This window comes from Streptomyces sp. SD15 (assembly GCF_054462255.1).
Map to the genome: position 1 here is coordinate 26008 of NZ_JBTLMO010000012.1, position 26827 is coordinate 52834.

Genomic DNA, 26827 nt, shown 5'->3' on the forward strand with positions numbered 1-26827 from the left:
GGTGCGTCATTGCACCCGCGAGCTGGGCAGGAATGGACATACAGAGTTAGAGTAACCGAACGATCGGTCGGGACAAGGGGGACCGCCGCATCTGTGGAAAACCCCGTGCGGGAGGATCGCGCACATGACAGCAATCGACCTCAACAGCCCCGTGGCCGTCGTCGGCACCGGCACCATGGGCCAGGGCATCGCCCAGGTCGCGCTGGTCGCGGGCCACCTCGTGCGGCTCTACGACGTCATCCCGGGCCGTGCCGACGCGGCGGCCGAAGCGATCGGCGCCCGTCTCGACCGGCTCGTGGAGAAGGACCGGCTCAGCGGCTCCGACCGGGACGCCGCACGCTCTCGTCTGCACCCGGCCGGGAGCCTCACCGACCTCGCGGACTGCGCGCTCGTCGTCGAGGCGGTGCGCGAACAACTCGACGTGAAACAGCAGCTGTTCCGCGAGCTCGAGGACATCGTCGAGGACGACTGTCTGCTCGCCACCAACACCTCGTCCCTGTCCGTCACGGCCATCGGCGGCGCCCTGCGCAACCCCGGCCGCCTCGTCGGACTGCACTTCTTCAACCCCGCGCCGTTGCTGCCCCTGGTGGAGGTCGTCTCCGGGTACACGAGCGACTTCTCGTCGGCCACGCGCGCGTACGAGACGGCACGCTCCTGGGGCAAGACCCCGGTCGCCTGCGCCGACACCCCCGGCTTCATCGTCAACCGGATCGCGCGGCCCTTCTACGCCGAGGCCTTCGCTGTGTACGAGGCGCAGGCCGCCGACCCCGCCACCATCGACGCGATCCTGCGCGAATGCGGAGGCTTCCGGATGGGCGCCTTCGAGCTGACCGACCTGATCGGCCAGGACGTCAACGAGTCCGTCACGCACTCCGTGTGGCAGGCCTTCTTCCAGGACGTGCGCTTCACGCCCTCGCTCGCCCAGCGACGGCTCGTCGAGTCAGGCCGGCACGGCCGCAAGACGGGCCACGGCTGGTACGACTACGGGGAGGACGCCGAGCGCCCCGAGCCGCACGTCGCGGAGCAGGCGCAGCCGCCCGGGTATGTCGTCGCCGAGGGTGATCTGGGCCCGGCCTCCGACCTGCTCGCCCTGATCCGCGAGGCGGGCATCCAGGTCCGCGACGACGAGGAGGACCACGGCACCCGCCTGGTGCTGCCCAGCGGCGGCCAACTCGTCCTGGCCGACGGCCAGACCTCGGTCGAGTTCCGCGACGTCGTCTACTTCGACCTGGCGCTCGACTACCGCCGGGCGACCCGGATCGCGCTGTCGGCCTCCCAGGACACCGCCCCTCAGACCCTCTCCGAGGCCGTCGGCCTCTTCCAGGCGCTCGGCAAGACCGTCAGCGTCATCGGCGACGTCCCCGGCATGATCGTCGCTCGCACCGTGGCCCGGATCGTCGACCTGGCGCACGACGCCGTCGCCAAGGGAGTCGCCACCGAGGAGGACGTCGACACGGCGATGCGGCTCGGCGTCAACTACCCGCTGGGCCCCTTCGAATGGAGCCGCAGGCTCGGCAGGAGCTGGGCGTGCTCCCTCCTGGACGATCTGCACCAGCGCGACCCCTCCGGACGCTACGCGCCCTCTCTCGCGCTCTACCGGCACGCGTACGCCACCGAGAAGCGGGAGGGCACCCCATGACCACCGCCAAGCGCGACACCTACACCCCGGAGACCCTGCTCTCGGTCGCCGTCCAGGTCTTCAACGAGCGCGGCTACGACGGCACCTCCATGGAGCACCTCTCCAAGGCGGCGGGCATCTCCAAGTCGTCGATATACCACCACGTCACGGGCAAGGAGGAGCTGCTGCGCCGCGCCGTCAGCCGAGCGCTCGACGAGCTCTTCGGGATCCTCGACGAGGAGCACGCGCGCGTGGGGCGTGCCGAGGAGCGCCTGGAGTACGTCGTGCGGCGCATGGTCGAGGTGCTCACCGCCGAACTGCCGTACGTGACCCTGCTGCTGCGGGTGCGCGGCAACACGGACACCGAGCGCTGGGCCCTGGAGCGGCGCCGCGACTTCGACCACCGGGTGGCCGAGCTGCTGAAGTCCGCCGCCGCCGACGGGGGCATACACGGCGACGTGGAGGTCCGGCTCGCGACCAGGCTGGTCTTCGGGATGATCAACTCGATCGTGGAGTGGTACCGGCCGGACGGGCGGGGCATGGGCGCGCGGGAAGTCGCGGACGCCGTCGTGCAACTGGTCTTCTCGGGACTCCGCAGCGGGCGCTGAGCCCGGGTGCGTCGCAGAGCGCCGAGTTCATCCCTCCGGTTCCAGGTCCTCCTCCTCGAACACCAGCAGCGTCCGCGTGCTGAGCACCTCAGGGATGGCCTGGAGGCGGGTGAGGACCAGCTCGCGCAGCGCCCTGTTGTCCGGTGTGTGCACCAGCAGCAGTACGTCGAAGTCGCCGCCCACCAGCGCGATGTGGGAGGCCCCGGGGAGCACCCTCAGCTGCTCGCGGACCGTGCGCCAGGAGTTCTGCACGATCTTGAGAGTGACGTAGGCCGAGGTGCCCTGCCCGGCGCGTTCGTGGTCGACGCGCGCCCCGAAACCACGGATCACACCGTCCTCGATGAGGCGGTTGATACGCGCGTAGGCATTGGCCCGTGACACATGAACCCGTTCGGCCACGGAGCGTATCGAGGCGCGGCCGTCCGCCTGGAGCATCTGCAGGATGTCCTGATCGATGGCGTCGAGCGGGCGGGCCGGCGGATGGACGGGTGGTGGGGCGGGCTGCTGGACGGGGCCGGCCTCCGACGGTTCGGCCATTTGTTCAGGTGCCATGTCCCCCCGCCTCCCTACCATGGACGTACTGCGTCCATCTCAGGTTGTGCAGAACCGTTTGTCCACAGCCTGGCGGTGCCTGTAGCCAAAATGTGCCGACGACCGAACAATCGGTAGGTGAGGCGCGTCACAACCGTGGCGCGTCCTGAGCCACTCCCACGAGGAGGTGCCGTCATGACGGTCATGGAGCAGCGAGGCGCTTACCGGCCCACCCCGCCGCCCGCCTGGCAGCCCCGCACCGACCCCGCGCCGCTGCTGCCCGACGCGCTGCCCCACCGCGTCCTCGGCACCGAAGCGGCCGCGCGGGTCGACCCGGGCCTGCTGCACCGTCTGTACGCCGAGCTGGTGCGCGGCCGCCGCTACAACGCCCAGGCCACCGCCCTCACCAAGCAGGGCCGCCTCGCCGTCTACCCCTCCAGCACCGGCCAGGAGGCCTGCCAGGTCGCCGCCGCGCTCGTCCTTCAGGAGCGCGACTGGCTCTTCCCCAGCTACCGGGACACCCTCGCGGCCGTCGCCCGCGGCCTCGACCCCGTCCAGGCCCTCACCCTCCTGCGCGGCGACTGGCACACCGGGTACGACCCGCACGAGCACCGCATCGCGCCCCTGTGCACCCCCCTCGCCACCCAGCTTCCGCACGCCGTGGGCCTCGCGCACGCCGCCCGCCTCAAGGGCGACGACGTGGTCGCCCTCGCCCTGGTCGGCGACGGCGGCACCAGCGAGGGCGACTTCCACGAGGCACTGAACTTCGCCGCCGTATGGCAGGCCCCCGTCGTCTTCCTCGTCCAGAACAACGGCTTCGCCATCTCCGTCCCGCTCGCCAAGCAGACCGCCGCCCCCTCCCTGGCCCACAAGGCCGTCGGCTACGGCATGCCCGGGCGTCTGGTCGACGGCAACGACGCGGCCGCCGTGCACGAGGTGCTGAGCGACGCCGTGCGCCACGCGCGCGCGGGGGGCGGTCCGACACTCGTCGAGGCCGTCACGTACCGCATCGAGGCCCACACCAACGCCGACGACGCCACCCGCTACCGCGGCGCCTCCGAGGTCGAGACCTGGCGCGCGCACGACCCGATCGCCCTCCTGGAACACGAGTTGACCGAGCGCGGCCTGCTCGACGACGACGGGGTACGGGCCGCCCGCGACGCCGCCGAGACGATGGCCGCGGACCTGCGCGAGCGCATGAACCAGGACCCGGTACTCGACCCCATGGACCTGTTCGCCCACGTGTACGCCGAACCCACACCGCAACTGCGCGAGCAGGAGGCACAATTGCGCGCGGAGCTGGAAGCCGAGGCACACGGGCCGGAAGGAGCAGGGCGATGACCACGGTTGCCCTGAAACCGGCCACCATGGCCCAGGCCCTCACGCGCGCGCTGCGCGACGCCATGGCCGCCGACCCGACCGTCCATGTCATGGGCGAGGACGTCGGCACCCTCGGCGGCGTCTTCCGGGTCACCGACGGGCTCGCCAAGGAGTTCGGCGAGGACCGCTGCACCGACACCCCGCTCGCCGAGGCGGGCATCCTCGGGACGGCTGTCGGCATGGCCATGTACGGCCTGCGGCCGGTCGTGGAGATGCAGTTCGACGCGTTCGCCTACCCGGCGTTCGAGCAGCTGATCTCCCACGTCGCACGGATGCGCAACCGCACGCGCGGCGCCATGCCGCTGCCGCTCACCATCCGCGTCCCGTACGGCGGCGGCATCGGCGGCGTGGAACACCACAGCGACTCCTCCGAGGCGTACTACATGGCGACTCCGGGGCTCCATGTCGTCACGCCCGCGACGGTCGCCGACGCCTACGGGCTGCTGCGCGCGGCCATCGCCTCCGACGACCCGGTCGTCTTCCTGGAGCCCAAGCGCCTGTACTGGTCGAAGGATTCCTGGAACCCGGACGAACCGGGGACCGTTGAACCGATAGGCCGCGCGGTGGTGCGGCGCTCGGGCCGCAGCGCCACGCTCATCACGTACGGCCCGTCCCTGCCCGTCTGCCTGGAGGCGGCCGAGGCGGCGCGGGCCGAGGGCTGGGACCTCGAAGTCGTCGATCTGCGCTCGCTCGTGCCGTTCGACGACGAGACGGTGAGCGCGTCGGTGCGGCGGACCGGCCGCGCGATCGTCGTGCACGAGTCGGGCGGGTACGGCGGGCCCGGCGGTGAGATCGCGGCCCGCGTCACCGAGCGCTGCTTCCACCACCTGGAGGCGCCGGTGCTGCGCGTGGCCGGGTTCGACATCCCGTACCCGCCGCCGATGCTGGAGCGGCACCACCTGCCCGGTGTCGACCGGATCCTGGACGCCGTGGGGCGTCTGCAATGGGAGGCGGACAGCTGATGGCCCAGGTGCTGGAGTTCAAGCTCCCCGACCTCGGGGAGGGCCTCACCGAGGCGCTGATCGTCCGTTGGCTGGTGGAGGTCGGGGACGTCGTCACCGTCGACCAGCCCGTCGTCGAGGTCGAGACCGCCAAGGCGATGGTCGACGTCCCCTGCCCGTACGGGGGTGTGGTCACCGCCCGCTTCGGCGAGGAGGGCACGGAACTGCCCGTGGGTTCCCCCCTGCTGACGGTCGCCGTCGGCGCCTCGGCCTCCGGCGATGACGACGGGGGATCCGGCAACGTACTGGTGGGCTACGGCACGGGGGCGCCTCCGGCGCGGCGCAGAAGGGTCCGGTCGGCCCCCGGGACGGTGGGGTCCGGGGCGGTGGCGCCCGGGCGACGCCCGCCGAGCGTTCCGCCGCGGGAGGGCGACACGACGGGAGAAGGCGAGGTCGGCGGCGAGCACGGCACGACGGCCGCCCCGACCGGGTGGCGTGGGCCGGGACAGCCGCATGGGCGCGGCCCTGCCGTGTCCTCCGCCACCGTGCCCCCCGCCATCGGTGAAGGGGCGATCGCCGATGGCGGCGACACCCCGGCAAGCGTCGGCGGCGTCACCGCGGTGCGCGGCGGGGGTCCCGTACCCGTCATCTCCCCGCTCGTCCGCCGGCTCGCCCGGGAGAACGGTCTGGATCTACGGGAGTTGGCGGGCTCCGGGCCCGACGGGCTGATCCTGCGGGCGGACGTCGAGTACGCGCTGCGCGCGGCGGCAGCCTCCGCGCCGACGCCCGCCTCCGCGCTCGCCGGGGCCTCGCAGGCCGCGTCCGTCGCCCCCGCCGCACCCAGGCCCACGCAACCGGCCTCTCCCACCCAGGGCACCCGCATCCCCCTGCGCGGTCTCCGCGGTGTCGTCGCCGACAAGCTCTCCCGCAGCCGCCGGGAGATTCCCGACGCGACCTGCTGGGTGGACGCCGACGCGACGGAACTCCTGCACGCGCGCGCGGCGATGAACGCCGTCGGCGGCCCGAAGATCTCCCTGCTCGCGCTGCTCGCCAGGATCTGCACCGCCGCGCTGGCCCGCCACCCGGAACTCAACTCGACGGTCGACCTGGACGCCCGCGAGATCGTGCGACTCGACCAGGTGCACCTGGGCTTCGCGGCGCAGACCGAGCGGGGTCTGGTCGTACCGGTCGTACGGGACGCGCACGCACGCGACGCGGAGTCGCTGAGCGCGGAGTTCGCCCGGCTGACCGAGGCCGCGCGGACCGGGACGCTCACACCGGCAGAACTCACCGGCGGCACCTTCACGTTGAACAACTACGGAGTGTTCGGCGTCGACGGCTCCACGCCGATCATCAACCACCCCGAGGCGGCCATGCTCGGCGTCGGCCGGATCATCCCCAAGCCCTGGGTGCACGAGGGCGAGCTGGCGGTGCGACAGGTCGTCCAGCTCTCGCTCACCTTCGACCACCGCGTGTGCGACGGCGGCACGGCGGGCGGCTTCCTGCGCCATGTCGCGGACTGCGTCGAACAGCCGGCGGTGCTCCTGCGTTCCCTGTGATCGCGGCGGCACGCATACTCGGGGGATGACCGCGTACGAGCCACCGGGTACCCCCGGCACCGATGCCCCGTACGACGCCGTGGTGCTCGCCGGAGGCGCCGCCCGGCGGCTGGGCGGCGCCGACAAGCCCGGCGTGCGGGTGGGCGGGCGCGCGCTGCTCGACCGGGTGCTGGCCGCGTGCGCCGAAGCCGGGACCACGGTGGTCGTCGCCGAACCCAGGACGACCGCGCGCCCCGTGGCGTGGGCCCGCGAGGACCCGCCCGGCGGAGGCCCGGTGGCCGCCCTGGACGCCGGACTGCGGCACACCACCGCCCCGTATGTCGTCGTGCTTTCGGCCGACCTGCCGTTCCTGGACGAGGGGACGGTACGGCGCCTGCTGGCCCCCCTTCAGGAGAGCGGCCCCCCGCACGACCCGGCGAAACCCGAAGGCGTACGCGAGGGTGCGCCCGACGGCGTGCTGCTCACGGACCCCGACGGCCGCGACCAGCCGCTCGTGGCCGCGTACCGTGCGGCGGCTCTGCGCCGGGAGCTGTCCACGCTCGCCGCCGGACACGGCGGACTCACCGGTCTGCCCCTGCGGCGGCTCACCGCCGCGCTGGACCTCATCCGCATTTCCGACCCCGTCGCGTCCTTCGACTGCGACACCTGGGACGACATCGCCGCCGCCCGGGCACGTATCAGGGAGCATGGGCACGTGTTGGACGAATGGATTTCCGCAGTCAAGGACGAGCTGGGCATCGACCTGGAGGTCGACACCGGCGTCCTGCTGGACCTGGCCCGCGACGCCGCGCACGGTGTGGCCCGGCCCGCGGCACCACTGACCACGTTCCTCGTGGGGTACGCGGCCGCGAGGGCCGAGGGAGGCCCCGAGGCCGTGGCCGAAGCCGCCCGCAAGGCCACGGCGCTGGCGCTCCGCTGGGCGGCCGAGAACGCCCCCGACGCCAAGCCGGACGCCGGATGACCGCGCCGGGTGCCCGCGTAGGCCAGGACGCCGACGAATTCGACGTGGAGGAGGCCCTGGCCTTGGTCAAGGATCCCCGCGGACACGGCCACGACACCCCCGCCGACCCCGCACCGGCACCGGACGGCGCGGGCCACGCCCCCACGGGCAAGGACAGCGGGCGGCACCACAAGGCCACCCCCTGGCAGCAGGCCCGCGCCACCGCCGAGCGGGCCGCCCGTTCGATGCCGCGCCGCGCTCCCGTCTCCGTGCCCCTCGACGCCGCCCTCGGCCTGGTCCTCGCCGCCCCCCTCACCGCGCTCACCGACCTCCCCTCCTTCGACACCTCCGCGATGGACGGCTGGGCGGTAGCCGGGCCCGGACCCTGGGACCTGCGCGAGGAACGGGTGCTCGCGGGCCACGCGCGGCCCCAAACGCTCACCGACGGCGAGGCGGTGCGGATCGCCACCGGCGCGCGCATCCCGCAGGACGCCACCGCCGTCCTGCGCAGCGAGCACGGACAGCTCGACGACAAGGGCAGGCTGCACGCGACGCGCGACGTCCTGCACGGTCAGGACATCCGCCCGCGCGGCCAGGAGTGCCGCAAGGGCGACCAACTCCTGCCGGCCGGCGCCCTGGTCACTCCCCCCGTGCTGGGCCTCGCCGCGGCGGCCGGGTACGACACCCTCGCCGCCGTCCCCCGCCCCCGCGCCGAAGTTCTCGTCCTCGGCGACGAGTTGCTCACCGCGGGACTCCCTCAGGAAGGCCTGATCCGGGACGCGCTCGGCCCGATGCTGCCGCCCTGGCTGCGCGCGCTCGGCGCCGAGGTCGTCGCGGTGCGCAGGCTCGGCGACGACGCCAAGGCCCTGCGCAAGGCGATCGCCGGCTCCGATGCCGACCTGATCGTCACGACCGGCGGTACCGCCGCGGGTCCCGTCGACCACGTCCACCCCACCCTGAGCCGCCTCGGCGCCCACCTCCTCGTGGACGGCGTCACGGTCCGCCCCGGCCATCCCATGCTCCTGGCCCGCACCAAGGAGAACCAGCACCTCGTCGGCCTGCCCGGCAACCCCCTGGCGGCCGTCTCCGGCCTGCTCACGCTCGCCGAGCCCCTCCTGCGCATCCTTGCGGGGCGCGTCGCCCAGGAGCCGTACACGCTGCCTCTCATGGACGCGGTGCACGGGCACCCGCACGACACCCGGCTCATCCCCGTCGCCCTGCGCGCCGACCGGGCCGTTCCGCTGCACTACAACGGTCCGGCCATGCTGCGCGGCATCGCCGTGGCCGACGCCCTCGCGGTCGTACCTCCTGGCGGTGCCCGCCCGGGCCAGGAGCTGGAACTCCTCGATCTGCCCTGGTCGTTGGCGGGGGCATGAGCGCATGAGCCAGGGCGTGAACTGGACGGCGAGCCGGATCGGGGAGTGTTTCACGTGAAACTTCCGGGCCATGACGCGATCGCCCGCCAGGCGGACGAGCATCTCGTGCCCCATCGGGTGAAACTCCCGAGGAAAGCGGTGGAGCACCCCCTCCGTCAGGTCGCCAAACGACTGGCGATGGCCCTGTTCGTGCTCGCCGCGACCGCCTTCATCGTCTGGATCGACCGCGACGGCTACCGCGACAACGCGGGTGACGGCGTAGACCTCCTCGACTCCCTCTACTACGCGACCGTCACCCTCTCCACCACCGGCTACGGCGACATCACCCCGGTCAGCGACGCCGCCCGGCTCACCAACATCTTCGTCATCACCCCCCTGCGCGTGCTGTTCCTGATCATCCTGGTCGGCACCACCCTCGAGGTCCTCACGGAACGCACCCGGGAGGAATGGAACATCAACCGCTGGAGATCCACAGTGCGCGATCACACCGTCGTCATCGGCTTCGGCACGAAGGGACGGTCGGCGATCGAGACCGTCCTCGCGACAGGGTCCAGGACAGGGGCGAAGAAGGAGCAGGTCGTCGTGGTCGACCTCAGTTCGAAGGTGATCGACGCCGTGACCGCCGAGGGCTATGTGGGTGTGGTCGGGGACGCGACGCGCAGCGATGTGCTGATGCGGGCCGAGGTGGACAAGGCGCGGCAGATCATCATCGCGACGCAGCGCGACGACACGGCCGTCCTGGTGACACTGACCGCGCGGCAGCTCAATCGCGGCGCGAAGATCGTGGCCGCGGTGCGCGAGGAGGAGAACGCGCCGCTGCTGCGGCAGTCCGGCGCCGACGCCGTCATCACCAGCGCCAGCGCCGCCGGCCGCCTGCTCGGCCTCTCGGTGCTCAGCCCCGCCGCCGGGATGGTCCTGGAGGACCTCATCCAGCAGGGCAGCGGGCTCGACATCGTCGAACGGCCGGTCGTCAAGGCCGAGGTGGGCAAGGGCCCGCGCGAGACGGACGACCTGGTGGTGAGCGTCGTACGAGGGCATCGGGTGCTCGGATACGACGATCCGGCCGTCGCCGGGCTCCAGTTGACGGACCGGCTGATCACGATCGTTCGGTCGTCGCCCTGACGCGCGGGCAGGCCTGCGCCTGTCGCGGGCCTACTTGCGGTTGTACAGCCGCATCGTGATCGGCCCGAAGACCAGCACGAACAGGCCCGACCAGCCCAGGGACCAGGCGATCTCGGCCGTCGGCCACTCGCCCGCCATCAACTCGCGGACCGCCGAAGCGAGATGGGTGATCGGGCTGTTGTTGACGAACGCCTGGAGCCAGCCGGGCATGGTCTTCGGGTCGACGAACACGTTGGACAGGAAGGTGAGCGGGAAGATCACCATCATGCTGACGCCCATCACCGACTTCTCGGTGCGCAGCAGCAGCCCGAACATCGTCCAGATCCACGAGAACGCGAACGAGAACACGACCAGCAGCGCGATCCCGGCGATCACGCCCACCGCGCCGCCGTCCGGGCGGTAGCCGAGGATCACGCCGACGGTGAGCATCACCACGGACGCCATCGTGTAGCGCAGGGCGTCGCCGAGGAGATAGCCGACCATCGTCGACGGCCGCCAGATCGGCAGGGTACGGAAGCGGTCGAAGACGCCCTTCTCGATGTCCGTGTTCACCGAGACGCCCGTGTACATCGTGATCATCACCACCGACATCACCAGGATGCCCGGCAGCAGGAACTGGATGTACTCCGCCGGCGAACCGGCCAGCGCCCCGCCGAACAGGTACGTGTACATCAGCACCATCATGATCGGGAAGGCGGTGACGTCGAAGAGCTGCTCCGGTACGTGCTTGATCTTGAGGATCGCCCGCCAGCCGAAGGTCAGCGAGGCCGACAGAGCGCTGGGCCGCGGCGGGCGCTCCCCGGCGACGAGCAGCGCGGCGAGCGACTCGGCGCTGACGGGGGCGAGTTCCTTGCTCTCGGTGTTGGTCGCGGTGCTCATGCGGCAGCCTCGTCCTTCGTGTCGTGGCCCTGTGAGCCGCCGTTGGCCGAGCCGTCCTTGGCCGAGTCGTCCTTGGTGTCGTGTCCGGTGAGGGCGAGGAAGACCTCGTCCAGGCTGGGCTGGCCCAGGGAGAAGTTGTCGACGGTGATGCCGCTGCGGGCCAGTTCGGCGAGCGCGCGGGCCGCCTGCTCGGCGGCTCCCCGGCCGTTGACGGCGTCCATGCCGACGCGCGCCGTCAGCGCCACCGGATCCGGTTCCCGCTGCACCTGCGCGTCGAGCGCGATCCGCAGTACCTCCTCCGCCTCCGGCCGCTGCGCGGGATCCCGCAGCCGCAGATGTACGGAACCGGCGCCGACGGACGCCTTCAGCTCGCCCTTCGTGCCCTCCGCGATCACCTTGCCGTGGTCGATGACGGCGATCCGGGAGGCCAGCTGGTCGGCCTCGTCCAGATACTGCGTGGTCAGCAGCACGGTCGTGCCCTGGGCGACGACCGCGCGCACGATGTCCCACACCTGGTTGCGGCTGCGCGGGTCGAGGCCGGTGGTCGGTTCGTCGAGGAAGAGCAACTCGGGAGTGTTCAGGATGGACGCGGCGATGTCGACGCGGCGCCGCATGCCGCCGGAGTAGTGCTTGACCTGCTTGCCCGCCGCCTCCGTGAGCCCGAAGGCCTCCAGGAGCTGCGCGGCGCGCTCCCGCGCGGCCTTCTTGCCGTGCCCGAGGAGCCGGCCCAGCAGGACCAGGTTCTCGGTGCCGGTGAGGTCCTCGTCCACGGACGCGTACTGGCCGGTCAGGCTGACCCGGCCGCGCACCTCGTCGGCCTCGCGGACGACGTCGTGGCCGAAGACGTGTGCCTGGCCGCCGTCCGGCCGCAGCAGGGTGGCGAGCATCTTGACCGTGGTGGTCTTGCCGGCGCCGTTCGGACCGAGGACGCCATAGACCGTGCCCGTGGGCACGGCCAGGTCGACGCCGTCGACGGCCCTGGTCTCGCCGAACGTCTTCACCAGGCCCGCGGTCTCGATGGCCAGGCCGGAGGTCTGCTGGCTCATGGTGGGTTTCCTTCCGCGTACGTGGGTTACGCATGGGGAGACCTTTACCGTCGCTCAGATTCATCGGTCGCGCACAGAGTTTTCTCAGAGGATCGGCCCAGCGACCGAGGGGCGTCCGTTCGGGGGCCGAAACAGAGAGCGAACGATCTGATTCGAGCAACAACGCTCAACGACGTAAGAACGCTCAACGAGGTGGGAAGCAGTAGCGTCCCCCTCATGTATGCGATCACGATTCCTGAACCTGGTGGGCCCGAGGCGCTGGTGTGGGACGAGGTCCCGGATCCCGTGCCAGGAGACGGCGAAGTCCTCGTCGAGGTGGTGGCGAGTGCCGTCAACCGCGCCGATCTGCTGCAACGCCAGGGCCTCTACAACCCACCGCCCGGCGCGTCCCCCTACCCCGGTCTCGAGTGCTCGGGGCGCATCGTCGAGATCGGCCCCGGTGTCTCCGGGTGGGCCGTCGGCGACGAGGTCTGCGCGCTGCTCGCGGGCGGCGGATACGCCGAGAAGGTCGCGGTCCCGGCCGGGCAGCTGCTGCCGGTGCCCGCGGGCCTGGACGTCAAGCAGGCAGCCGCGCTGCCCGAGGTGACCTGCACCGTCTGGTCGAACGTCTTCATGGTGTCCCACCTGCGTCCCGGCGAGACGCTGCTCGTGCACGGCGGCTCCAGCGGCATCGGCACCATGGCGATCCAGCTCGCCAAGGCCGTGGGCGCGAAGGTCGCCGTGACGGCGGGCAGCAAGGACAAGCTGGAGTTCTGCGGCGAGCTCGGCGCGGACATTCTCATCAACTACCGCGAGCAGGACTTCGTCGAGGAGCTCAAGCGGGCCACGGACGGCGCGGGCGCCGACGTCATCCTCGACAACATGGGTGCCAAGTACCTCGACCGGAACGTCCAGACCCTCGCGGTCAACGGACGGCTCGCGATCATCGGCATGCAGGGCGGCGTCAAGAGCGAGCTGAACATCGCCACGCTCCTCAACAAGCGCGCCGCGATCAGCGCGACCTCCCTGCGCGCCCGTCCGCTCGGCGAGAAGGCGGCGATCGTCGCGGCCGTACGCGAGCACGTGTGGCCGTTGATCGACTCCGGCCACGTCCGTCCGATCGTCGACCGAGTGCTGCCGATGAGTGACGCCGCGACGGCACACCGGCTCCTGGAGGAGAGCGGTCACATCGGCAAGGTGCTGCTCGAGGTTCCCTAGGTCCTGGCCGATCCCGAGGTTCCCTGGCCGGCGCGGTTCGGCCTCAGCCGCGCCGGAGGCGCAGGGCGAAGAACGTCAGCGCCAGGCCCAGGCCGATGAGGATCAGCCCGCTGCCCAGGGGCAGGAATTGCAGCACCGGTTCCGGGCCGGTTCCGGGGCGGACGACGCCCTGCCCGACGGCGGTGGGGGCGTTCGACGGCTCGGGGGCGACAGCGGCCTCCGTGCTGTCGACGGCGGCGGGGACGCGATCCTCGTCGGCCGGTGCCGTCTCCTCCTCGTCGGGCTCCTCCTCCGACGGGGGCACCTCGCGGCCCGGTCGCGCACGGCCCTCACCCGCGAGGCTCCCTGCCCGGGAGGAGTCGGCGCTCGGGGCGGGCTCGACGGCGTACGCGGGGTGTACGGCACCGGTCGCCAGGACCAGCAGCAGTCCGGCCGCGCGCAGTGCCCTGAGCCATGGAGTCACACCGGTGACCCCCTCCCGATGAGGAGTCCCATGATCAATGGGACAAGCCTCACATGCCTTCTTTGTCCTGGCATCTCAGGTCCGTCCACACGGTGGATCACCCTGCACGGGGGGCACCACCGTGATGGGGTGTACGAGTGCGAGACAATGGCGGCATGGAGATGCCGAGGAGCGAAAGGTCGCCGGAGAACCCTCAGATCCTGGTCGTGGGCCAGGACGGGATGGCTCTTGGCGGCACCGGTGACGAGGACTCCCGCGAGGTCCCGGTGACAGATATGGTCGAACAGCCCGCCAAGGTCATGCGTATCGGGAGCATGATCAAGCAACTTCTCGAAGAGGTGCGCGCCGCACCTCTCGACGAGGCGAGCCGGGTCAGGCTCAAGGAGATCCACGCCAGCTCCGTCAAGGAGCTGGAGGACGGCCTGGCGCCCGAGCTGGTCGAGGAGCTGGAGCGGCTCTCGCTGCCCTTCACGCACGACGCGACCCCCAGCGACGCCGAGCTGCGCATCGCGCAGGCTCAGCTGGTGGGCTGGCTCGAGGGCCTCTTCCACGGGATCCAGACGACCCTCTTTGCCCAGCAGATGGCGGCCAGGGCCCAGCTGGAGCAGATGCGCCGCGCCCTCCCGCCGGGCGTCGGCGGTGTGGACGGCGACGAGGACCCGCGCGCGGGCGGCCGCTCCGGCGGACCGTACCTGTAGCCCTGGTCCCTGTACCCCTGGAACCTGTAGCGCCAGACGACACCCCACACGTAGCGGGCCCGGCACGAAAAGTGCCGGGCCCGTCCCTATGCCGGTCCTGTCAACGGTTCAGGACGGGTCGCCCGTCGAAACCTTGAACTCGATCACGCCGACGCCCGAGCCGCTCGACGTCCTGGCTCCCGGCACGATGCTCGGCGCGGCGGCCTGCAGCGACCGGGCGACGCGCAGGCACTCGTCGCGCATGGTCTCGGCGCTCGGGAAACGCTCGTTCGGGTTCTTCTTCAACGCGCGGGCGACGAGCGCGTCCACGGCCGGGGGCAGCGAGCGGTTGATCATCACGTTGCCCGGCTTGATGTCCCGGTGGACAGGCCCATCTCGTGGCTGATCTCGAGGGCCGCCGGCGCGTCCGCGGTGATCTTCAGGGCCTTGTCGGCGGGCATGGCGCCGTACTGCGCGATGTCCTGGTCGAGCACGGAACCGAGCGGTTGCCCCTCGACGTACTCCATGACGATGTACGGGTGGTCATTCCGTCGAGGCTGTCCTCGCCGTGTCGAAGACCGAGACGATGGTCGTGTGCGTGAGCTTCGCCACCGCCTGGGCCTCGCGGCGGAAACGCTCGCGGAAGGCCTGCTCGCGGCCCAGCTCGGTGTGCAGTGTCTTGATCGCCACCTGGCGGTCGAGCACCGAGTCGTCTGCGAGATGCACCGAGGTCATGCCGCCCTCGCCGATCAGATCGCGCAGTTGACAGCGCTCGCCGGCGACCGCGCGCGCCCCGCGTACCGGCCGTGTGCGCCGTCCTGGCTCATCTTCTGCGTCCCCCATCGGCGTGGCGGCAGCGGCTGGTTGCTCCCGCGGTCCGTCATCGATCGATCGGTGTTCGGTGATCGATTGGCTGATCACCGGCCAAGTCTGCCCCAGGGCAGAGACACGTCAAGCTCGGTGCCCGTTCCGTGACCGTACGCGAAAGAACCGTCGCGCAAGCGTTACAGGTGCCGTGCGGGCGGTACACAGAATTTGCACGCGAGCACCTGCGACGGGTTTGATGGCCCGTCCATCCCACTTCCGTCTCGGACCGACGCCTTGCGGGGAGCCTGTAGCGTGGCCCGACGGAGACCGTAACAACCACCGCGCAGACCGCGGGCAGAAACGACGGCGAGGACTGATGGCACAGCAGCGCGCTCAGGGCCCGTCCGACCCCGAGGCGACTGGCGGCGGTATGTCAGATGCGCCGGAGATGTGGGGCAACGGCGGACTGGTGGGGGACGGCCGATATCGGCTGACCCACAGACTCGGCCGGGGTGGCATGGCCGAGGTGTTCGCGGCCGAGGACGTACGCCTCGGACGCACCGTCGCGGTCAAGCTGCTCCGCTCCGACCTGGCCGAGGACCCGGTCTCGAAGGCCCGCTTCACGCGCGAGGCCCAGTCGGTCGCGGGGCTCAACCACCACGCGGTCGTCGCCGTGTACGACTCCGGCGAGGACGTGGTCGGCCACGGTGTCGTCCCGTACATCGTGATGGAGCTGGTCGAGGGCCGTACGATCCGCGATCTGCTGCTCAACGCCGAGGCCCCCGGGCCCGAGCAGGCGCTGATCATCGTCTCGGGTGTCCTCGAGGCGCTCGCCTACTCGCACCAGCACGGCATCGTGCACCGCGACATCAAACCGGCGAACGTGATCATCACGCAGACCGGCGCCGTGAAGGTGATGGACTTCGGCATCGCGCGCGCCCTGCACGGCGCGCAGTCGACGATGACGCAGACCGGCATGGTCATGGGCACGCCGCAGTACCTCTCCCCGGAGCAGGCGCTCGGCAAGGCCGTCGACCATCGCTCCGACCTGTACGCGACCGGCTGCCTGCTCTACGAACTTCTCGCGCTGCGGCCCCCGTTCACCGGCGAGACGCCGCTGTCGGTGGTCTACCAGCACGTCCAGGACATCCCGGTGCCGCCGTCCGAGGTCGCCGAGGGGGCGCCGCCGGAGCTCGACGGGCTCGTCATGCGCTCGCTCGCCAAGGAGCCGGACGACCGGTTCCAGACCGCCGAGGAGATGCGCGGGCTGATCCAGTACGGGCTGCAGATGCTGTACGACCAGGGCGCGCACACCGGCACCTGGAACACCGGCCCGGTCACCATGCACGACAGTCCGCACACTCCGGTGTCGGGTTTCGCGGGCACGGCGGCGCTGCCGCACCCCAGTGACTCCGGCACCTCGCAGATCCCGGCGCCGATCATCCCCCCGTACGGCGGTGGCGGGGACGACGGCGGTTTCGAGGGCCATGGCAACCACGGCAGCGGCCGCGGCAAGCTGTGGATCCTCGCGGTTCTCGCGGTGATCGCGATCGCGGCGGGGGTCGCGCTCGCACTCAACAACACCGGTGGCAGCGGCGACGGCGGGCCGAGTACGACGCTGTCGCCGACCACGTCGCCGACCGCCACGGACGAAAAGTCCAGCGAGAGCCCCAGCGAGGACTCCACGGACACCGCGACGGACGACACCACGGACGACGACTCCGGCTCGAACTACGACCCGGACTACACGCCGTCGTACACGCCGTCGTACAGCTACAGCAGTGAGCCGTCGTACACGCCGTCGGAGGAGCCGTCGGACACGGCGTCCTCGGAGCCGACGCCTTCCGAGGAGCCGAGCCAGCCGTCCGAGGAGCCGTCGGAGCCGACGGACCCGTCGGACGACGGCGGTGACGACACCGGGGGCGGCACGGCAGGTCCTTGAAGGACTCCGATCGAAACGCCCTCCACGCGCGCGTGAAGCCCGGCAACGGGCGCCACGCGCGCGTGGTGTTTCACCGCCCCACAGCCCACCGCCCCCACCGCCACGGGACGCTCACCCCGCGAACGCCTCGCGCACCGCGTCGTACTGCCGCGTCCACCACACCGCCAGCGCCGAGGCCGCCGGGAACTGGGGGTCGGCGCGGGTGTCGCCGCGTTCGTAGTGCCAGCGCAGCATCCAGAAGTCGTTGAGGCGCTCCCACCACACGCGGTGCACAGCGGCGGTGAGTTCGCAGGGGGTGGCACCCGCGGTACGCCGGTACGCGCGCGCGTAGGCCCGCACCTTCGCCAGGTCGAGCGCGCCGACGGGGCGTACGAAGAAGATCACCGCGGCCCGCACGGCCTCCTCGGCACGGGGGTGGACGCCCAGCCGGTCCCAGTCGACGATCGCGGCCGGTTCGCCGTCGCGGTAGAGCAGGTTGAACGGGTGGAAGTCGCCGTGCACCCAGCCCACCGAGCCGCCCTGCGGGGGCCGTCGGTCGGCGTGTCGTTCCAGGAGGGCGCGGCGCTCCAGGAGCCGGTGCCGGGCGAGTTCGTCGAAGGCGTCGGAGGGGTGGTGGTGGCGCACCCGGGCGAGCAGGCGGTCGATCAGCGCGAAGGTGTCGACGGGGTCGGAGGCCGGGTTCGCCCGGGTCCGCCCTTCCACCGGCATCACCCGTTCCAGACTCGCGTGGACGCCCCCGAGGAGCGCTCCCAGGCGCGCGCACTGCTCGCCGGTGAGCTGGCCGCCGTGCTGGTGCCGGCCGTCGATCCAGGGGTGCAGCGCGTACGCGTGGCCGCCGATGACGGCGACCGTGCGCCCGTCGGTGCCGGTCAGCGGTGGGGCGACGGGGACGCCGAGGTCGGCGAGGCGCTGGGTCGCCCGGTGCTGGCGGGCGATCGCGACGGGGTCGGCGGTCTCGGGGTCGAAGTGGTGCTTGAGGAAGTAGCGGCCGCGGGTGGTGCGGAGCCGGTAGCCGCGGTTGAGCAGCCCTTGGTCGACGGGGTCGCAGGTCAGCGCGGACCCGGCGGCGTACTGGCGGAGGAGGGCGCCCAGAGGGGGCGCGTGAGGCACAGGGGGTGGTACGGACGATCGCGGCACGCGCCAGATGCTAGGGCACGAATCGGGGCCCTGACCTCGCGTTTGTCACACACAGTCGTATTTGATCATTGATGAGTCACAGGGCGTGCTGGAACTGCCGTCCAAGGCCACCGTCCGTGGAGTGCACGGTCGAGAACCGGGGCTCGATCCCCAGATAGACCGGGTCGTAGGGCTCGCCGTCGACGACACGTGGCGTCGCGCCGAAGAGCTCCAGATGTGTCGCCGTCGGCTCGACGATCTCGCACCGGCCCACGATCTGCGCGGACCACACGCCTTCGCCGGGCCGTGCGGCGCTCAGGCTGTCGGTGCCGTACGCGACGATGCCGCCGACGCAGGCCCGGTGGTGTCCCCAACCCCGGTGCATGCGCAGTAGGACGCGCCCGTCCGCCACGATGTGGCGGGCGAACGCGAGGAAGGGCATGGCGCGCATGCTGGTGGCCACCCGGCCGTAGTCGGTGCGGCCGATCAGTTCCACGGCGAGCTGTTCGTCGGTGAGCTGTTCCTCGGTGGGCATGCCACCCAATCTCCGGCACCTGGAGGGGCGGAAAAAAGAGGCGCCCGCCCTCTGGAGAGGGGCCATAAGTCCCGAATAAGTTCCCGGACCGATCAGCGCTGCTTCTCCGCCTGTATGCGCGCCACATAGGCGGCCGCCTGGGAACGCCGTTCCATGCCCAGCTTGGACAGCAGGCTCGACACGTAATTCTTGATCGTCTTCTCGGCGAGATGCAGCCGCTCACCGATCACGCGATTGGTGAGCCCCTCGCCGATCAGGTCGAGGATCCTGCGCTCCTGCTCGGTGAGGTGCGCGAGCCTGTCGTCGCTCTTGGCGCCACCGCCGCCGCGTAGCCGCTCCAGCACCCGGGCGGTGGCCACCGGGTCGAGCAGGGACTTTCCGGCGGCGACATCGCGTACGGCCGAGAGCAGTTCACTGCCGCGAATCGCCTTCAGGACATAGCCCGAGGCACCCGCCATGATGGCGTCGAAAAGGGCCTCGTCGTCGGAGTAGGACGTCAGCATCAGGCACTTGATGTCCTCGTTCTGTGACCGGATCTCGCGGCAGACCTCCACCCCGCTGCCGTCCGGGAGCCGGACGTCGAGCACCGCGACGTCCGGGCGTGTGGCCGGAATCCGTATGAGCGCGTCGGCCGCCGTGCCGGCCTCGCCGACCACCTCGATGTCGTCCTCCACCGAGAGCAGCTCATAAACGCCCCGGCGTACCACCTCGTGATCGTCGAGGAGAAATACGGTAATTTGTCCGTCTTCGGGCACGAAGTAAGTGTCACACACCACTATGGGCGTTGCCTGGGGTGAACTCTTCCCGTGTCCGGGGTGACCGGGATAACGTGCCGGTGTTCCGGCCCCCTGCAAGGCTGCAACCCATGCTCTGACCAGCGACTGTTCCCGACTAGCGCGATTACTTGGAAATCCGACTAAAAAGTACTTGGAAATCCAAGCAAAAACGCAGGTCAGGAGGGGTTTCCCAGAAATGTGGAGCACTGGGTAACGTGACCGTTGCAGGGTGCTCGCCGGGGCACCTGTCACGCCTGTTCCCGGCCGAGGGCACCCACCCCGTGCACGGGTACTGGAACAGGCGAGCCGCACTGGCCACCCGGCAACCCCGGGGGCCGGACCGACGGAGGAGCACACGTGACCGTGGAGAGGACTGCCGCGCGCAAGCCGCGACGCAGCGCCGGTACAACCGGTACGAAGAGCGCCGCGAGCAAGCGCGCCGGCGCGGCTGAAATGGGCAAGAAATCACCTGGCGCATCGGGGGCGGACCCCGAACTTGTTCAGCTGCTGACTCCGGAAGGCAAGCGCGTCAAGGACGCCACGTACGACTCGTACGTCGCCGACATCACCCCCGAAGAGCTGCGCGGCCTGTACCGCGACATGGTGCTGACCCGCCGCTTCGACGCCGAGGCCACCTCCCTGCAGCGCCAGGGCGAGCTGGGCCTGTGGCCCTCGCTGCTCGGCCAGGAGGCCGCCCAGATCGGCTCCGGGCGGGCCACCCGCGAAGACGACTACGCCTTCCCGACCTACCGTGAGCACGGAGTCGCCTGGTGCCGCGGGGTCGACCCGACCAACCTGCTCGGCATGTTCCGGGGCGTGAACAACGGCGGCTGGGACCCGAACAGCAACAACTTCCACCTGTACACGATCGTCATCGGCTCACAGACGCTGCACGCCACCGGCTACGCCATGGGCGTCGCCAAGGACGGCGCGGACTCGGCCGTGATCGCGTACTTCGGAGACGGCGCCTCCAGCCAGGGCGACGTCGCTGAATCGTTCACCTTCGCCGCGGTCTACAACGCCCCGGTCGTGTTCTTCTGCCAGAACAACCAGTGGGCGATCTCCGAGCCCACCGAGAGGCAGACCCGCGTTCCGCTCTACCAGCGCGCGCAGGGCTACGGCTTCCCGGGCGTCCGCGTCGACGGCAACGACGTCCTGGCCTGCCTGGCCGTCACCAAGTGGGCGCTGGAGCGGGCCCGCCACGGCGAGGGCCCCACGCTCGTCGAGGCGTACACCTACCGCATGGGCGCGCACACCACCTCCGACGACCCGACCAAGTACCGGACGGACGAGGAACGCGAGTCGTGGGAGGTGAAGGACCCGATCCTGCGCCTGCGCACGTACCTGGAGGCCTCAAACCACGCGGACGAGGGATTCTTCGCGGAACTCGAGGCCGAGAGCGAGGCGTTGGGCAAACGAGTACGCGAAGTCGTCCGGGCCATGCCGGACCCGGACCGCTTCGCCATCTTCGAGAACGCGTACGCGGACGGGCACGCGCTCGTCGACGAGGAGCGGGCCCAGTTCGCCGCCTACCAGGCGTCGTTCGCGGATGAAGGGGAGGGCAAGTAGCGATGGCTGCGGAAAAGATGGCGCTGGCCAAGGCGATCAACGAGTCGCTGCGCACGGCCCTGGACGCCGACCCCAAGGTCCTCATCATGGGCGAGGACGTCGGCAAGCTCGGCGGTGTCTTCCGGGTCACCGACGGTCTGCAGAAGGACTTCGGCGAGGACCGGGTCATCGACACCCCGCTCGCCGAGTCGGGCATCGTCGGCACGGCGATCGGCCTGGCCCTGCGGGGCTACCGCCCGGTCGTGGAGATCCAGTTCGACGGTTTCGTCTTCCCTGCGTACGACCAGATCGTCACGCAGCTCGCGAAGATGCCCGCGCGGGCGCTCGGCAAGATCAAGCTCCCCGTCGTCATCCGCATTCCGTACGGCGGCGGCATCGGCGCGGTCGAGCACCACTCGGAGTCGCCCGAGGCGCTGTTCGCGCACGTGGCGGGCCTGAAGGTGGTCTCCCCGTCGAACGCGTCCGACGCGTACTGGATGATGCAGCAGGCCATCCAGAGCGACGACCCGGTGATCTTCTTCGAGCCGAAGCGGCGGTACTGGGACAAGTCCGAGGTCAACACGGACGCGATCCCCGGACCGCTGCACAAGGCGGTCGTGGCACGCGAGGGCAGCGACCTGACCCTCGCCGCGTACGGCCCGATGGTGAAGGTCTGCCTGGAGGCCGCGGCGGCGGCCCAGGAGGAGGGCAAGTCGATCGAGGTCCTGGACCTGCGCTCGATGTCCCCCCTCGACTTCGACTCCGTCCAGGCCTCGGTCGAGAAGACCCGCCACCTGGTCGTGGTGCACGAGGCCCCGGTGTTCCTGGGCACGGGCGCGGAGATCGCCGCCCGCATCACGGAGCGGTGCTTCTATCACCTGGAGGCGCCCGTCCTGCGGGTGGGCGGCTATCACGCCCCCTACCCGCCGGCACGTCTGGAAGACGAGTACCTTCCGGGCCTGGACCGGGTGCTCGACGCCGTCGACCGCTCGCTGGCGTACTGAGGAGAGGGTCGTGACGACGATGACTGAGAACGCGTCGGGGCTCCGCGAGTTCAAGATGCCCGACGTGGGCGAGGGACTCACCGAGGCGGAGATCCTCAAGTGGTACGTCAAGGCCGGTGACTCCGTCACCGACGGCCAGGTCGTCTGCGAGGTGGAGACGGCCAAGGCAGCCGTGGAGCTGCCCATCCCGTACGACGGTGTGGTGCGCGAACTCCGTTTCCCCGAGGGGACGACGGTGGACGTGGGCGAGGTGATCATCGCGGTGGACGTGGCCGGTGGGACGGCCCCGGCTCCCGCGGAGGAGGCCCCCACGGCCGAGGCGCCGGCGCAAACCCCCGCTGCCGAGGCGCCCGAGCCCGAGGGCCGCAAGCCGGTCCTCGTCGGGTACGGCGTCGCCGAGTCCTCCACGAAGCGCCGCCCCCGCAAGGGCACGGAGGTCCCGGCCCAGCAGTCCGAGGCATTCTTCGCGGCCACCGCGATCCAGGGTGAGCTCAACGGACACGGACACGCCAAGCAGCGCCCCCTCGCCAAGCCCCCGGTCCGCAAGCTGGCCAAGGACCTCGGCGTCGACCTGGCGACGATCACACCGTCCGGCCCTGACGGCATCATCACGCGCGAGGACGTACACGCGGCGGTGGCCCCGGCCCCGGTCGTGGAAGAGACTCCGGCCGCCCCCGCCGAGGCTCCCGCTCCGGCCGTCACGTACGGCACGGCCCGCGAGACCCGCATCCCGGTCAAGGGCGTCCGCAAGGCCACGGCCGCCGCGATGGTGGGTTCGGCGTTCACCGCGCCGCACGTCACCGAGTTCGTGACGGTCGACGTGACGCGCACGATGAAGCTCGTCGAGGAGCTGAAGCAGGACCCCGCCACATATGGGATGCAGGGCCTGCGGGTCAACCCGCTCCTCCTGATCGCCAAGGCCCTGCTGGTGGCGATCAGGCGCAACCCGGACGTGAACGCGTCGTGGGACGAGGCCAACCAGGAGATCGTCCTCAAGCACTACGTGAACCTCGGGATCGCCGCCGCCACCCCCCGTGGCCTGATCGTCCCGAACATCAAGGACGCGCACACCAAGACGCTCCCCCAACTCGCCGAAGCGCTGGGCGAGCTGGTGACCACGGCCCGCGAGGGCAAGACCTCACCGGCCGCGATGCAGAGCGGCACGGTCACGATCACGAACGTCGGCGTCTTCGGCATCGACACAGGCACGCCGATCCTCAACCCCGGCGAGTCCGCGATCCTCGCGGTCGGCGCGATCAAGCTCCAGCCCTGGGTCCACAAGGGCAAGGTCAAGCCCCGCCAGGTGACGACGCTGGCGCTGAGCTTCGATCACCGCTTGGTGGACGGAGAGTTGGGCTCCAAGGTGCTGGCCGACGTGGCAGCGATCCTGGAACAGCCGAAGCGCCTGATCACCTGGGCGTAGGGCCGCGACGTCCTGAGAACGACGGAGGGGGCCCACCGCGGATGTGCGGTGGGCCCCCTTCTCGTATGTGGGGACCATGTCCCGTATGTGCGGGACTGTGTCCTTTTGGCTTCGCCCGGGACTACTTGGCGAAGGCGTAGTTCATGAGCTTCTTGGCGTCCGACTCGCGGGCGGCGATGGAGGTCGAGGCGAGGACGGTGCCGATGACCGTCTTGCCGTTGCGGGTGGCGGCGAAGACGAGGCAGTACTTGGCCTCGGCGCCGGAGCCGGTCTTCACGCCGATGGTGCCGCTGTAGCTGCTGAGCAGCCCGTTCGTGTTGGTCCACGCCGCCATGGTGCGGGTGCTGCCGGTCTTCGTGATGGTCTTCGCCGTGTACGACTTCGTCTTCACGATCGTCTTGAACGTGGAGCTCTTCATCGCGCTGCTGGCGATCTTCGTCAGGTCGCGCGGCGTCGAGTAGTTCGAGCCGTTGCCGATGCCGTCGAATGAATCGAAGTGCGTGTTCTTCAGGCCGAGCTTCGTCGCGGCGGTGTTCATCTTGCCGATGAACGACTTCACGCGGGCGGCACGCGTCGTGCCCGTGCCGAACTTGTCGGCGAGCGCGTACGCGGCGTCGCAGCCGGACGGCAGCATCAGCCCGTAGAGGAGCTGGCGGACGGTGACCTTGTCGCCGACGATCAGGCGCGCCGAGGACGCGTTGTTGGCGACGATGTAGTCGCTGTACGCCATCTGGATCGTGACCTTGGCGTCCAGGTTGAGGTTCGACTGCGCGAGCACGACCTTGGCGGTCATGATCTTGGTGGTGGAGCCGGTGGAGCGGCGGGTGTCCGCGGTCTTGCCGTAGAGGGTCGCGGCCGTGCTGTTGTTCATCACGTAGCCGCCCTTGGCGGCGATCGTGGGCGTCGTGACGGCGCCCGCGGGGGCGGCCCCGAACGCTCCGGCCGCCAGTACGGCGCCGGTGGTAATGGTGACAGCGGCGGCTCGACGGATACGCGTGCCCTTAATGCCGGTAATCAAAATGAACGCTCCGAATGCGCGAAATGCCCCTGGGAGAACGACACATGGCAGTGCCGTCTCACGTACGGACTCGCGACGCGCCCAAAGGGATGCACGAAAGAAGGGGATGGTTTATGTGACGTGCGTTACGTCAAGAGTCTATCGGTGACGGCGTGATGGGTCTCCGGTCGTACCGGTCCGCATCCTGGACGAGACGCGACCATGCGTACGTGTTGTATCTATGATGTGCGCATGCCTGTCGCCCCGTCCGTGTCCGCCCCGCCGGCCGTCCCCCCGGTGAACCAGCCCGTGGGCCAACCGGTGGAACAGCCGGTGAAACAACCGCTGAAGCAGCCGCCCGCCGCCGACCGTGTCTACGCCCACGTCAAGCACGGGGTCCTGGAGCGCCGTTACGAGGGCGGGACGCTGCTCACCGAGGGCGAGCTCGCCGAGGCGGTCGGGGTCTCGCGGACTCCCGTGCGTGAGGCGCTGCTCCGGCTCGAGGTCGAAGGGCTGATCAAGCTCTACCCGAAGAAGGGCGCGCTCGTGCTGCCCGTCTCCGCGCAGGAGATCGCGGACGTGGTCGAGACACGGCAACTTGTCGAGGAGCACTCGGTCCGCAAGGCCGTACCGGCTTCGCCGCGGCTCATCGAGCGCCTGGAGGAACTCCTCACGCAGCAGAAGGAGCAGGCCGCGGCCGGGGATCTGGCCGCCGCCGCAGTCACCGACCGCTGCTTCCACGCCGAGATCGTCCGCAGCGGCGGCAACGAGATCCTCTCCCGGCTCTACGACCAGCTCCGCGACCGGCAGTTGAGGATGGGGGTAGCGGTGATGCACGCCCACCCCGACCGGATCACCAAGACGCTCACCGAGCACGAGGAGATCCTCGAAGTCCTGCGCTCCGGCGACGCGGAGGCGGCGGTCGACCTCGTCCACCGGCACGTCAGCTGGTTCTCGAACCTGGCGCGGGGAGAGGTCCGATGAGTTCCCACTCGGCCGTGTCGCTCCCGGGGGACCCGCCCGGCGGACGCCGGGCCATCGGCGTCTGGGGCATCGGCGTCTCCGTCTACTTCGTCGCGGTCATCTTCCGTACGTCGCTGGGGGTGGCCGGGCTGGACGCGGCGGACCGCTTCCATGTGAACGCCTCCGCCCTCTCCACCTTCTCGATCCTCCAACTCCTCGTCTACGCGGGCATGCAGATACCGGTCGGCCTGCTGGTCGACCGGCTCGGCACCAAGAAGGTGCTGACGATCGGCGTCGTGCTGTTCACGGCGGGGCAACTGGGCTTCGCGTTCTCCCCCTCGTACGGGATGGCGCTGGCCTCGCGCGCGCTGCTGGGCTGCGGTGACGCGATGACGTTCATCAGCGTGCTGCGGCTGGGCACGCGGTGGTTCCCGGCCCGGCGCGGTCCGCTGGTCGCACAGTTGGCGGGTCTGGTGGGGATGGCGGGCAACCTGGTCTCGACCCTCGTCATCGCGCGGCTGCTGCACGGGGTGGGCTGGACGGCGGCGTTCGCCGGCAGTGCGCTCGCGGGAGTCGTCGTCCTCGTCCTCATGCTGCTGTTCCTGAAGGACCACCCCGAGGGGCACGAGCCGGAGCCGTTCCCGCATCAGGGGGCGGCGTACGTCCGTCGCCAGATCGCCGCGTCCTGGCGGGAGCCCGGCACGCGGCTCGGAATGTGGGTGCACTTCACGACACAGTTCCCGGCGATGGTGTTCCTGCTGCTGTGGGGCATGCCGTTCCTCGTCCAGGCGCAGGGGCTGTCCCGGGCCACCGCCGGTGAACTGCTCACCCTCGTGGTCCTGTCCAACATGCTGGTCGGCCTGGTGTACGGGCAGATCGTCGCCCGGCATCACGCGGCGAGGCTTCCGCTCGCGCTCGGGACGGTGGCGGCGACCGCGGTGGTCTGGGCGAGCGCGTTGGCGTATCCCGCCGAACGCGACCCCATGTGGCTGCTGATCGTGCTGTGCACGGTGCTCGGTGCGTGCGGGCCCGCGTCGATGCTCGGCTTCGACTTCGCGCGGCCCGCGAACCCGCCCGAGCGGCAGGGGACCGCGTCCGGAATCACCAACATGGGTGGTTTCGTCGCCTCCATGACGACGCTCTTCGCGATCGGTGTGCTGCTGGACGCGACGGGCGACAACTATCGCGTCGCGTTCTCCGCCGTGTTTGTGCTGCAGGCGCTGGGGCTGAGCCAGATCTTCCGGCTGCGGAAGCAGGCGGCGCGGCGGGAGCGGGAGCGGTTGGTGGCCAGCCGGGTGGAGACGGTGCACGTGCCCGCGTAGGCACCGGGCGAGGGTTTCCGCCCCCGCCGCCCTTACCCGTCCCTGGTGGCTGCCGCC

At 70.6% G+C, this 26827-nt stretch carries 24 protein-coding genes and 1 pseudogene; 16 read left to right on the forward strand and 9 right to left on the reverse strand.

Translation table 11 applies throughout. The annotated features are described in order from the left end of the window. Positions 1 to 124 precede the first annotated feature (124 nt). A complete protein-coding gene (locus ACX28W_RS14140) occupies positions 125 to 1639 on the forward strand; it encodes a 3-hydroxyacyl-CoA dehydrogenase (RefSeq protein WP_458999278.1) in 1515 nt (504 codons plus the stop codon). Next, a complete protein-coding gene (locus ACX28W_RS14145) occupies positions 1636 to 2226 on the forward strand; it encodes a TetR/AcrR family transcriptional regulator (protein WP_458999279.1) in 591 nt (196 codons plus the stop codon). The genes ACX28W_RS14140 and ACX28W_RS14145 overlap by 4 nt, the downstream gene beginning before the upstream one ends. A gap of 27 nt (positions 2227 to 2253) precedes the next feature. Here the strand turns inward: ACX28W_RS14145 and ACX28W_RS14150 are convergent, their stop codons facing one another. Beyond that, a complete protein-coding gene (locus ACX28W_RS14150) occupies positions 2254 to 2778 on the reverse strand; it encodes an Lrp/AsnC family transcriptional regulator (RefSeq protein ID WP_458999280.1) in 525 nt (174 codons plus the stop codon). Positions 2779 to 2952: 174 nt separating this feature from the next. Here ACX28W_RS14150 and pdhA (ACX28W_RS14155) point away from each other — a divergent pair, with 174 nt between their 5' ends. From pdhA (ACX28W_RS14155) to ACX28W_RS14180, 6 genes are read left to right on the forward strand one after another with little or no spacing between them, the layout of a single operon-like run. Beyond that, on the forward strand, positions 2953 to 4098 hold the full coding sequence (gene pdhA, locus ACX28W_RS14155) for a pyruvate dehydrogenase (acetyl-transferring) E1 component subunit alpha (RefSeq protein WP_458999281.1): 1146 nt from the start codon (positions 2953 to 2955) through the stop codon (positions 4096 to 4098). Next, on the forward strand, positions 4095 to 5099 hold the full coding sequence (locus ACX28W_RS14160) for an alpha-ketoacid dehydrogenase subunit beta (RefSeq protein WP_458999282.1): 1005 nt from the start codon (positions 4095 to 4097) through the stop codon (positions 5097 to 5099). The genes pdhA (ACX28W_RS14155) and ACX28W_RS14160 overlap by 4 nt, the downstream gene beginning before the upstream one ends. Then, positions 5099 to 6637, forward strand: coding sequence for a dihydrolipoamide acetyltransferase family protein (locus ACX28W_RS14165; RefSeq protein ID WP_458999415.1), 1539 nt, complete (start codon positions 5099 to 5101; stop codon positions 6635 to 6637). The genes ACX28W_RS14160 and ACX28W_RS14165 overlap by 1 nt, the downstream gene beginning before the upstream one ends. A 25-nt stretch (positions 6638 to 6662) precedes the next feature. Then, positions 6663 to 7598 (forward strand): DUF6457 domain-containing protein, encoded by a 936-nt coding sequence (locus tag ACX28W_RS14170; RefSeq protein WP_458999283.1) that lies wholly within the window; start codon positions 6663 to 6665, stop codon positions 7596 to 7598. After that, entirely contained in the window at positions 7595 to 8953 is a 1359-nt protein-coding gene (locus ACX28W_RS14175; protein ID WP_458999284.1) for a molybdopterin molybdotransferase MoeA, read from the forward strand. Before ACX28W_RS14170 ends, ACX28W_RS14175 begins: the two co-directional genes overlap by 4 nt. Positions 8954 to 9007: 54 nt before the next feature. Then, positions 9008 to 10075: a potassium channel family protein gene (locus ACX28W_RS14180; protein ID WP_458999285.1), complete on the forward strand. Its 1068-nt coding sequence runs from the start codon at positions 9008 to 9010 to the stop codon at positions 10073 to 10075. A 30-nt stretch (positions 10076 to 10105) separates the two neighbouring features. Here ACX28W_RS14180 and ACX28W_RS14185 read toward each other — a convergent pair whose 3' ends face one another. Together ACX28W_RS14185 and ACX28W_RS14190 are read right to left on the reverse strand one after the other, a co-directional pair. After that, complete coding sequence (locus ACX28W_RS14185) at positions 10106 to 10954, reverse strand: ABC transporter permease (protein WP_458999286.1); 849 nt, start codon at positions 10952 to 10954, stop codon at positions 10106 to 10108. Next, positions 10951 to 12000: an ATP-binding cassette domain-containing protein gene (locus ACX28W_RS14190; RefSeq protein WP_458999287.1), complete on the reverse strand. Its 1050-nt coding sequence runs from the start codon at positions 11998 to 12000 to the stop codon at positions 10951 to 10953. Before ACX28W_RS14190 ends, ACX28W_RS14185 begins: the two co-directional genes overlap by 4 nt. Positions 12001 to 12216: 216 nt before the next feature. Here ACX28W_RS14190 and ACX28W_RS14195 point away from each other — a divergent pair, with 216 nt between their 5' ends. After that, the gene (locus ACX28W_RS14195; RefSeq protein WP_458999288.1) at positions 12217 to 13197 is read left to right on the forward strand and encodes an NAD(P)H-quinone oxidoreductase; all 981 of its coding nucleotides are present in this window, start codon (positions 12217 to 12219) and stop codon (positions 13195 to 13197) included. 43 nt (positions 13198 to 13240) lie between these two features. Here ACX28W_RS14195 and ACX28W_RS14200 read toward each other — a convergent pair whose 3' ends face one another. Then, positions 13241 to 13660, reverse strand: coding sequence for a hypothetical protein (locus ACX28W_RS14200; RefSeq protein ID WP_458999289.1), 420 nt, complete (start codon positions 13658 to 13660; stop codon positions 13241 to 13243). A gap of 155 nt (positions 13661 to 13815) precedes the next feature. Here ACX28W_RS14200 and ACX28W_RS14205 point away from each other — a divergent pair, with 155 nt between their 5' ends. Further along, entirely contained in the window at positions 13816 to 14358 is a 543-nt protein-coding gene (locus ACX28W_RS14205) for a bacterial proteasome activator family protein (RefSeq protein ID WP_362067835.1), read from the forward strand. A 135-nt stretch (positions 14359 to 14493) separates the two neighbouring features. Here the strand turns inward: ACX28W_RS14205 and ACX28W_RS14210 are convergent. After that, positions 14494 to 15164 (reverse strand): annotated as a pseudogene (locus ACX28W_RS14210) (protein kinase domain-containing protein); the annotation flags it as partial. A gap of 353 nt (positions 15165 to 15517) precedes the next feature. On the opposite strand from ACX28W_RS14210, the gene ACX28W_RS14215 reads away from it, so the two are divergent. Further along, positions 15518 to 17086, forward strand: a complete 1569-nt coding sequence (locus ACX28W_RS14215; RefSeq protein WP_458999416.1) for a protein kinase domain-containing protein — start codon at positions 15518 to 15520, stop codon at positions 17084 to 17086. 111 nt (positions 17087 to 17197) lie between these two features. Here ACX28W_RS14215 and ACX28W_RS14220 read toward each other — a convergent pair whose 3' ends face one another. The 3 genes from ACX28W_RS14220 to ACX28W_RS14230 all read right to left on the reverse strand — a co-directional run bounded on the left by ACX28W_RS14220 (position 17198) and on the right by ACX28W_RS14230 (position 19492). Continuing rightward, positions 17198 to 18223 carry a phosphotransferase gene (locus tag ACX28W_RS14220; RefSeq protein ID WP_458999290.1) on the reverse strand — a complete coding sequence of 342 codons (1026 nt, stop codon included), beginning with the start codon at positions 18221 to 18223 and terminating at the stop codon, positions 17198 to 17200. Between the two features lie 76 nt (positions 18224 to 18299). Continuing rightward, positions 18300 to 18737: a pyridoxamine 5'-phosphate oxidase family protein gene (locus ACX28W_RS14225; protein ID WP_458999291.1), complete on the reverse strand. Its 438-nt coding sequence runs from the start codon at positions 18735 to 18737 to the stop codon at positions 18300 to 18302. A gap of 92 nt (positions 18738 to 18829) precedes the next feature. Beyond that, positions 18830 to 19492: a response regulator gene (locus tag ACX28W_RS14230; RefSeq protein WP_458999292.1), complete on the reverse strand. Its 663-nt coding sequence runs from the start codon at positions 19490 to 19492 to the stop codon at positions 18830 to 18832. Between the two features lie 378 nt (positions 19493 to 19870). Here ACX28W_RS14230 and pdhA (ACX28W_RS14235) point away from each other — a divergent pair, with 378 nt between their 5' ends. Genes pdhA (ACX28W_RS14235) through ACX28W_RS14245 form a run of 3 tightly spaced genes read left to right on the forward strand, consistent with a single transcriptional unit; the run spans position 19871 to position 23488 of the window. Then, positions 19871 to 21082 carry a pyruvate dehydrogenase (acetyl-transferring) E1 component subunit alpha gene (pdhA, locus tag ACX28W_RS14235; RefSeq protein ID WP_458999293.1) on the forward strand — a complete coding sequence of 404 codons (1212 nt, stop codon included), beginning with the start codon at positions 19871 to 19873 and terminating at the stop codon, positions 21080 to 21082. A gap of 2 nt (positions 21083 to 21084) precedes the next feature. Then, positions 21085 to 22065, forward strand: a complete 981-nt coding sequence (locus ACX28W_RS14240) for an alpha-ketoacid dehydrogenase subunit beta (RefSeq protein ID WP_458999294.1) — start codon at positions 21085 to 21087, stop codon at positions 22063 to 22065. A 10-nt stretch (positions 22066 to 22075) separates the two neighbouring features. Continuing rightward, positions 22076 to 23488 carry a dihydrolipoamide acetyltransferase family protein gene (locus ACX28W_RS14245; RefSeq protein WP_458999295.1) on the forward strand — a complete coding sequence of 471 codons (1413 nt, stop codon included), beginning with the start codon at positions 22076 to 22078 and terminating at the stop codon, positions 23486 to 23488. Between the two features lie 121 nt (positions 23489 to 23609). Here the strand turns inward: ACX28W_RS14245 and ACX28W_RS14250 are convergent, their stop codons facing one another. Then, the gene (locus ACX28W_RS14250) at positions 23610 to 24506 is read right to left on the reverse strand and encodes a D-alanyl-D-alanine carboxypeptidase family protein (RefSeq protein WP_458999296.1); all 897 of its coding nucleotides are present in this window, start codon (positions 24504 to 24506) and stop codon (positions 23610 to 23612) included. A gap of 231 nt (positions 24507 to 24737) precedes the next feature. Here ACX28W_RS14250 and ACX28W_RS14255 point away from each other — a divergent pair, with 231 nt between their 5' ends. Together ACX28W_RS14255 and ACX28W_RS14260 are read left to right on the forward strand one after the other, a co-directional pair. Next, positions 24738 to 25469, forward strand: coding sequence for an FCD domain-containing protein (locus tag ACX28W_RS14255; protein WP_458999297.1), 732 nt, complete (start codon positions 24738 to 24740; stop codon positions 25467 to 25469). Continuing rightward, positions 25466 to 26770 (forward strand): MFS transporter, encoded by a 1305-nt coding sequence (locus ACX28W_RS14260; RefSeq protein ID WP_458999298.1) that lies wholly within the window; start codon positions 25466 to 25468, stop codon positions 26768 to 26770. Before ACX28W_RS14255 ends, ACX28W_RS14260 begins: the two co-directional genes overlap by 4 nt. Positions 26771 to 26827 lie beyond the last annotated feature (57 nt).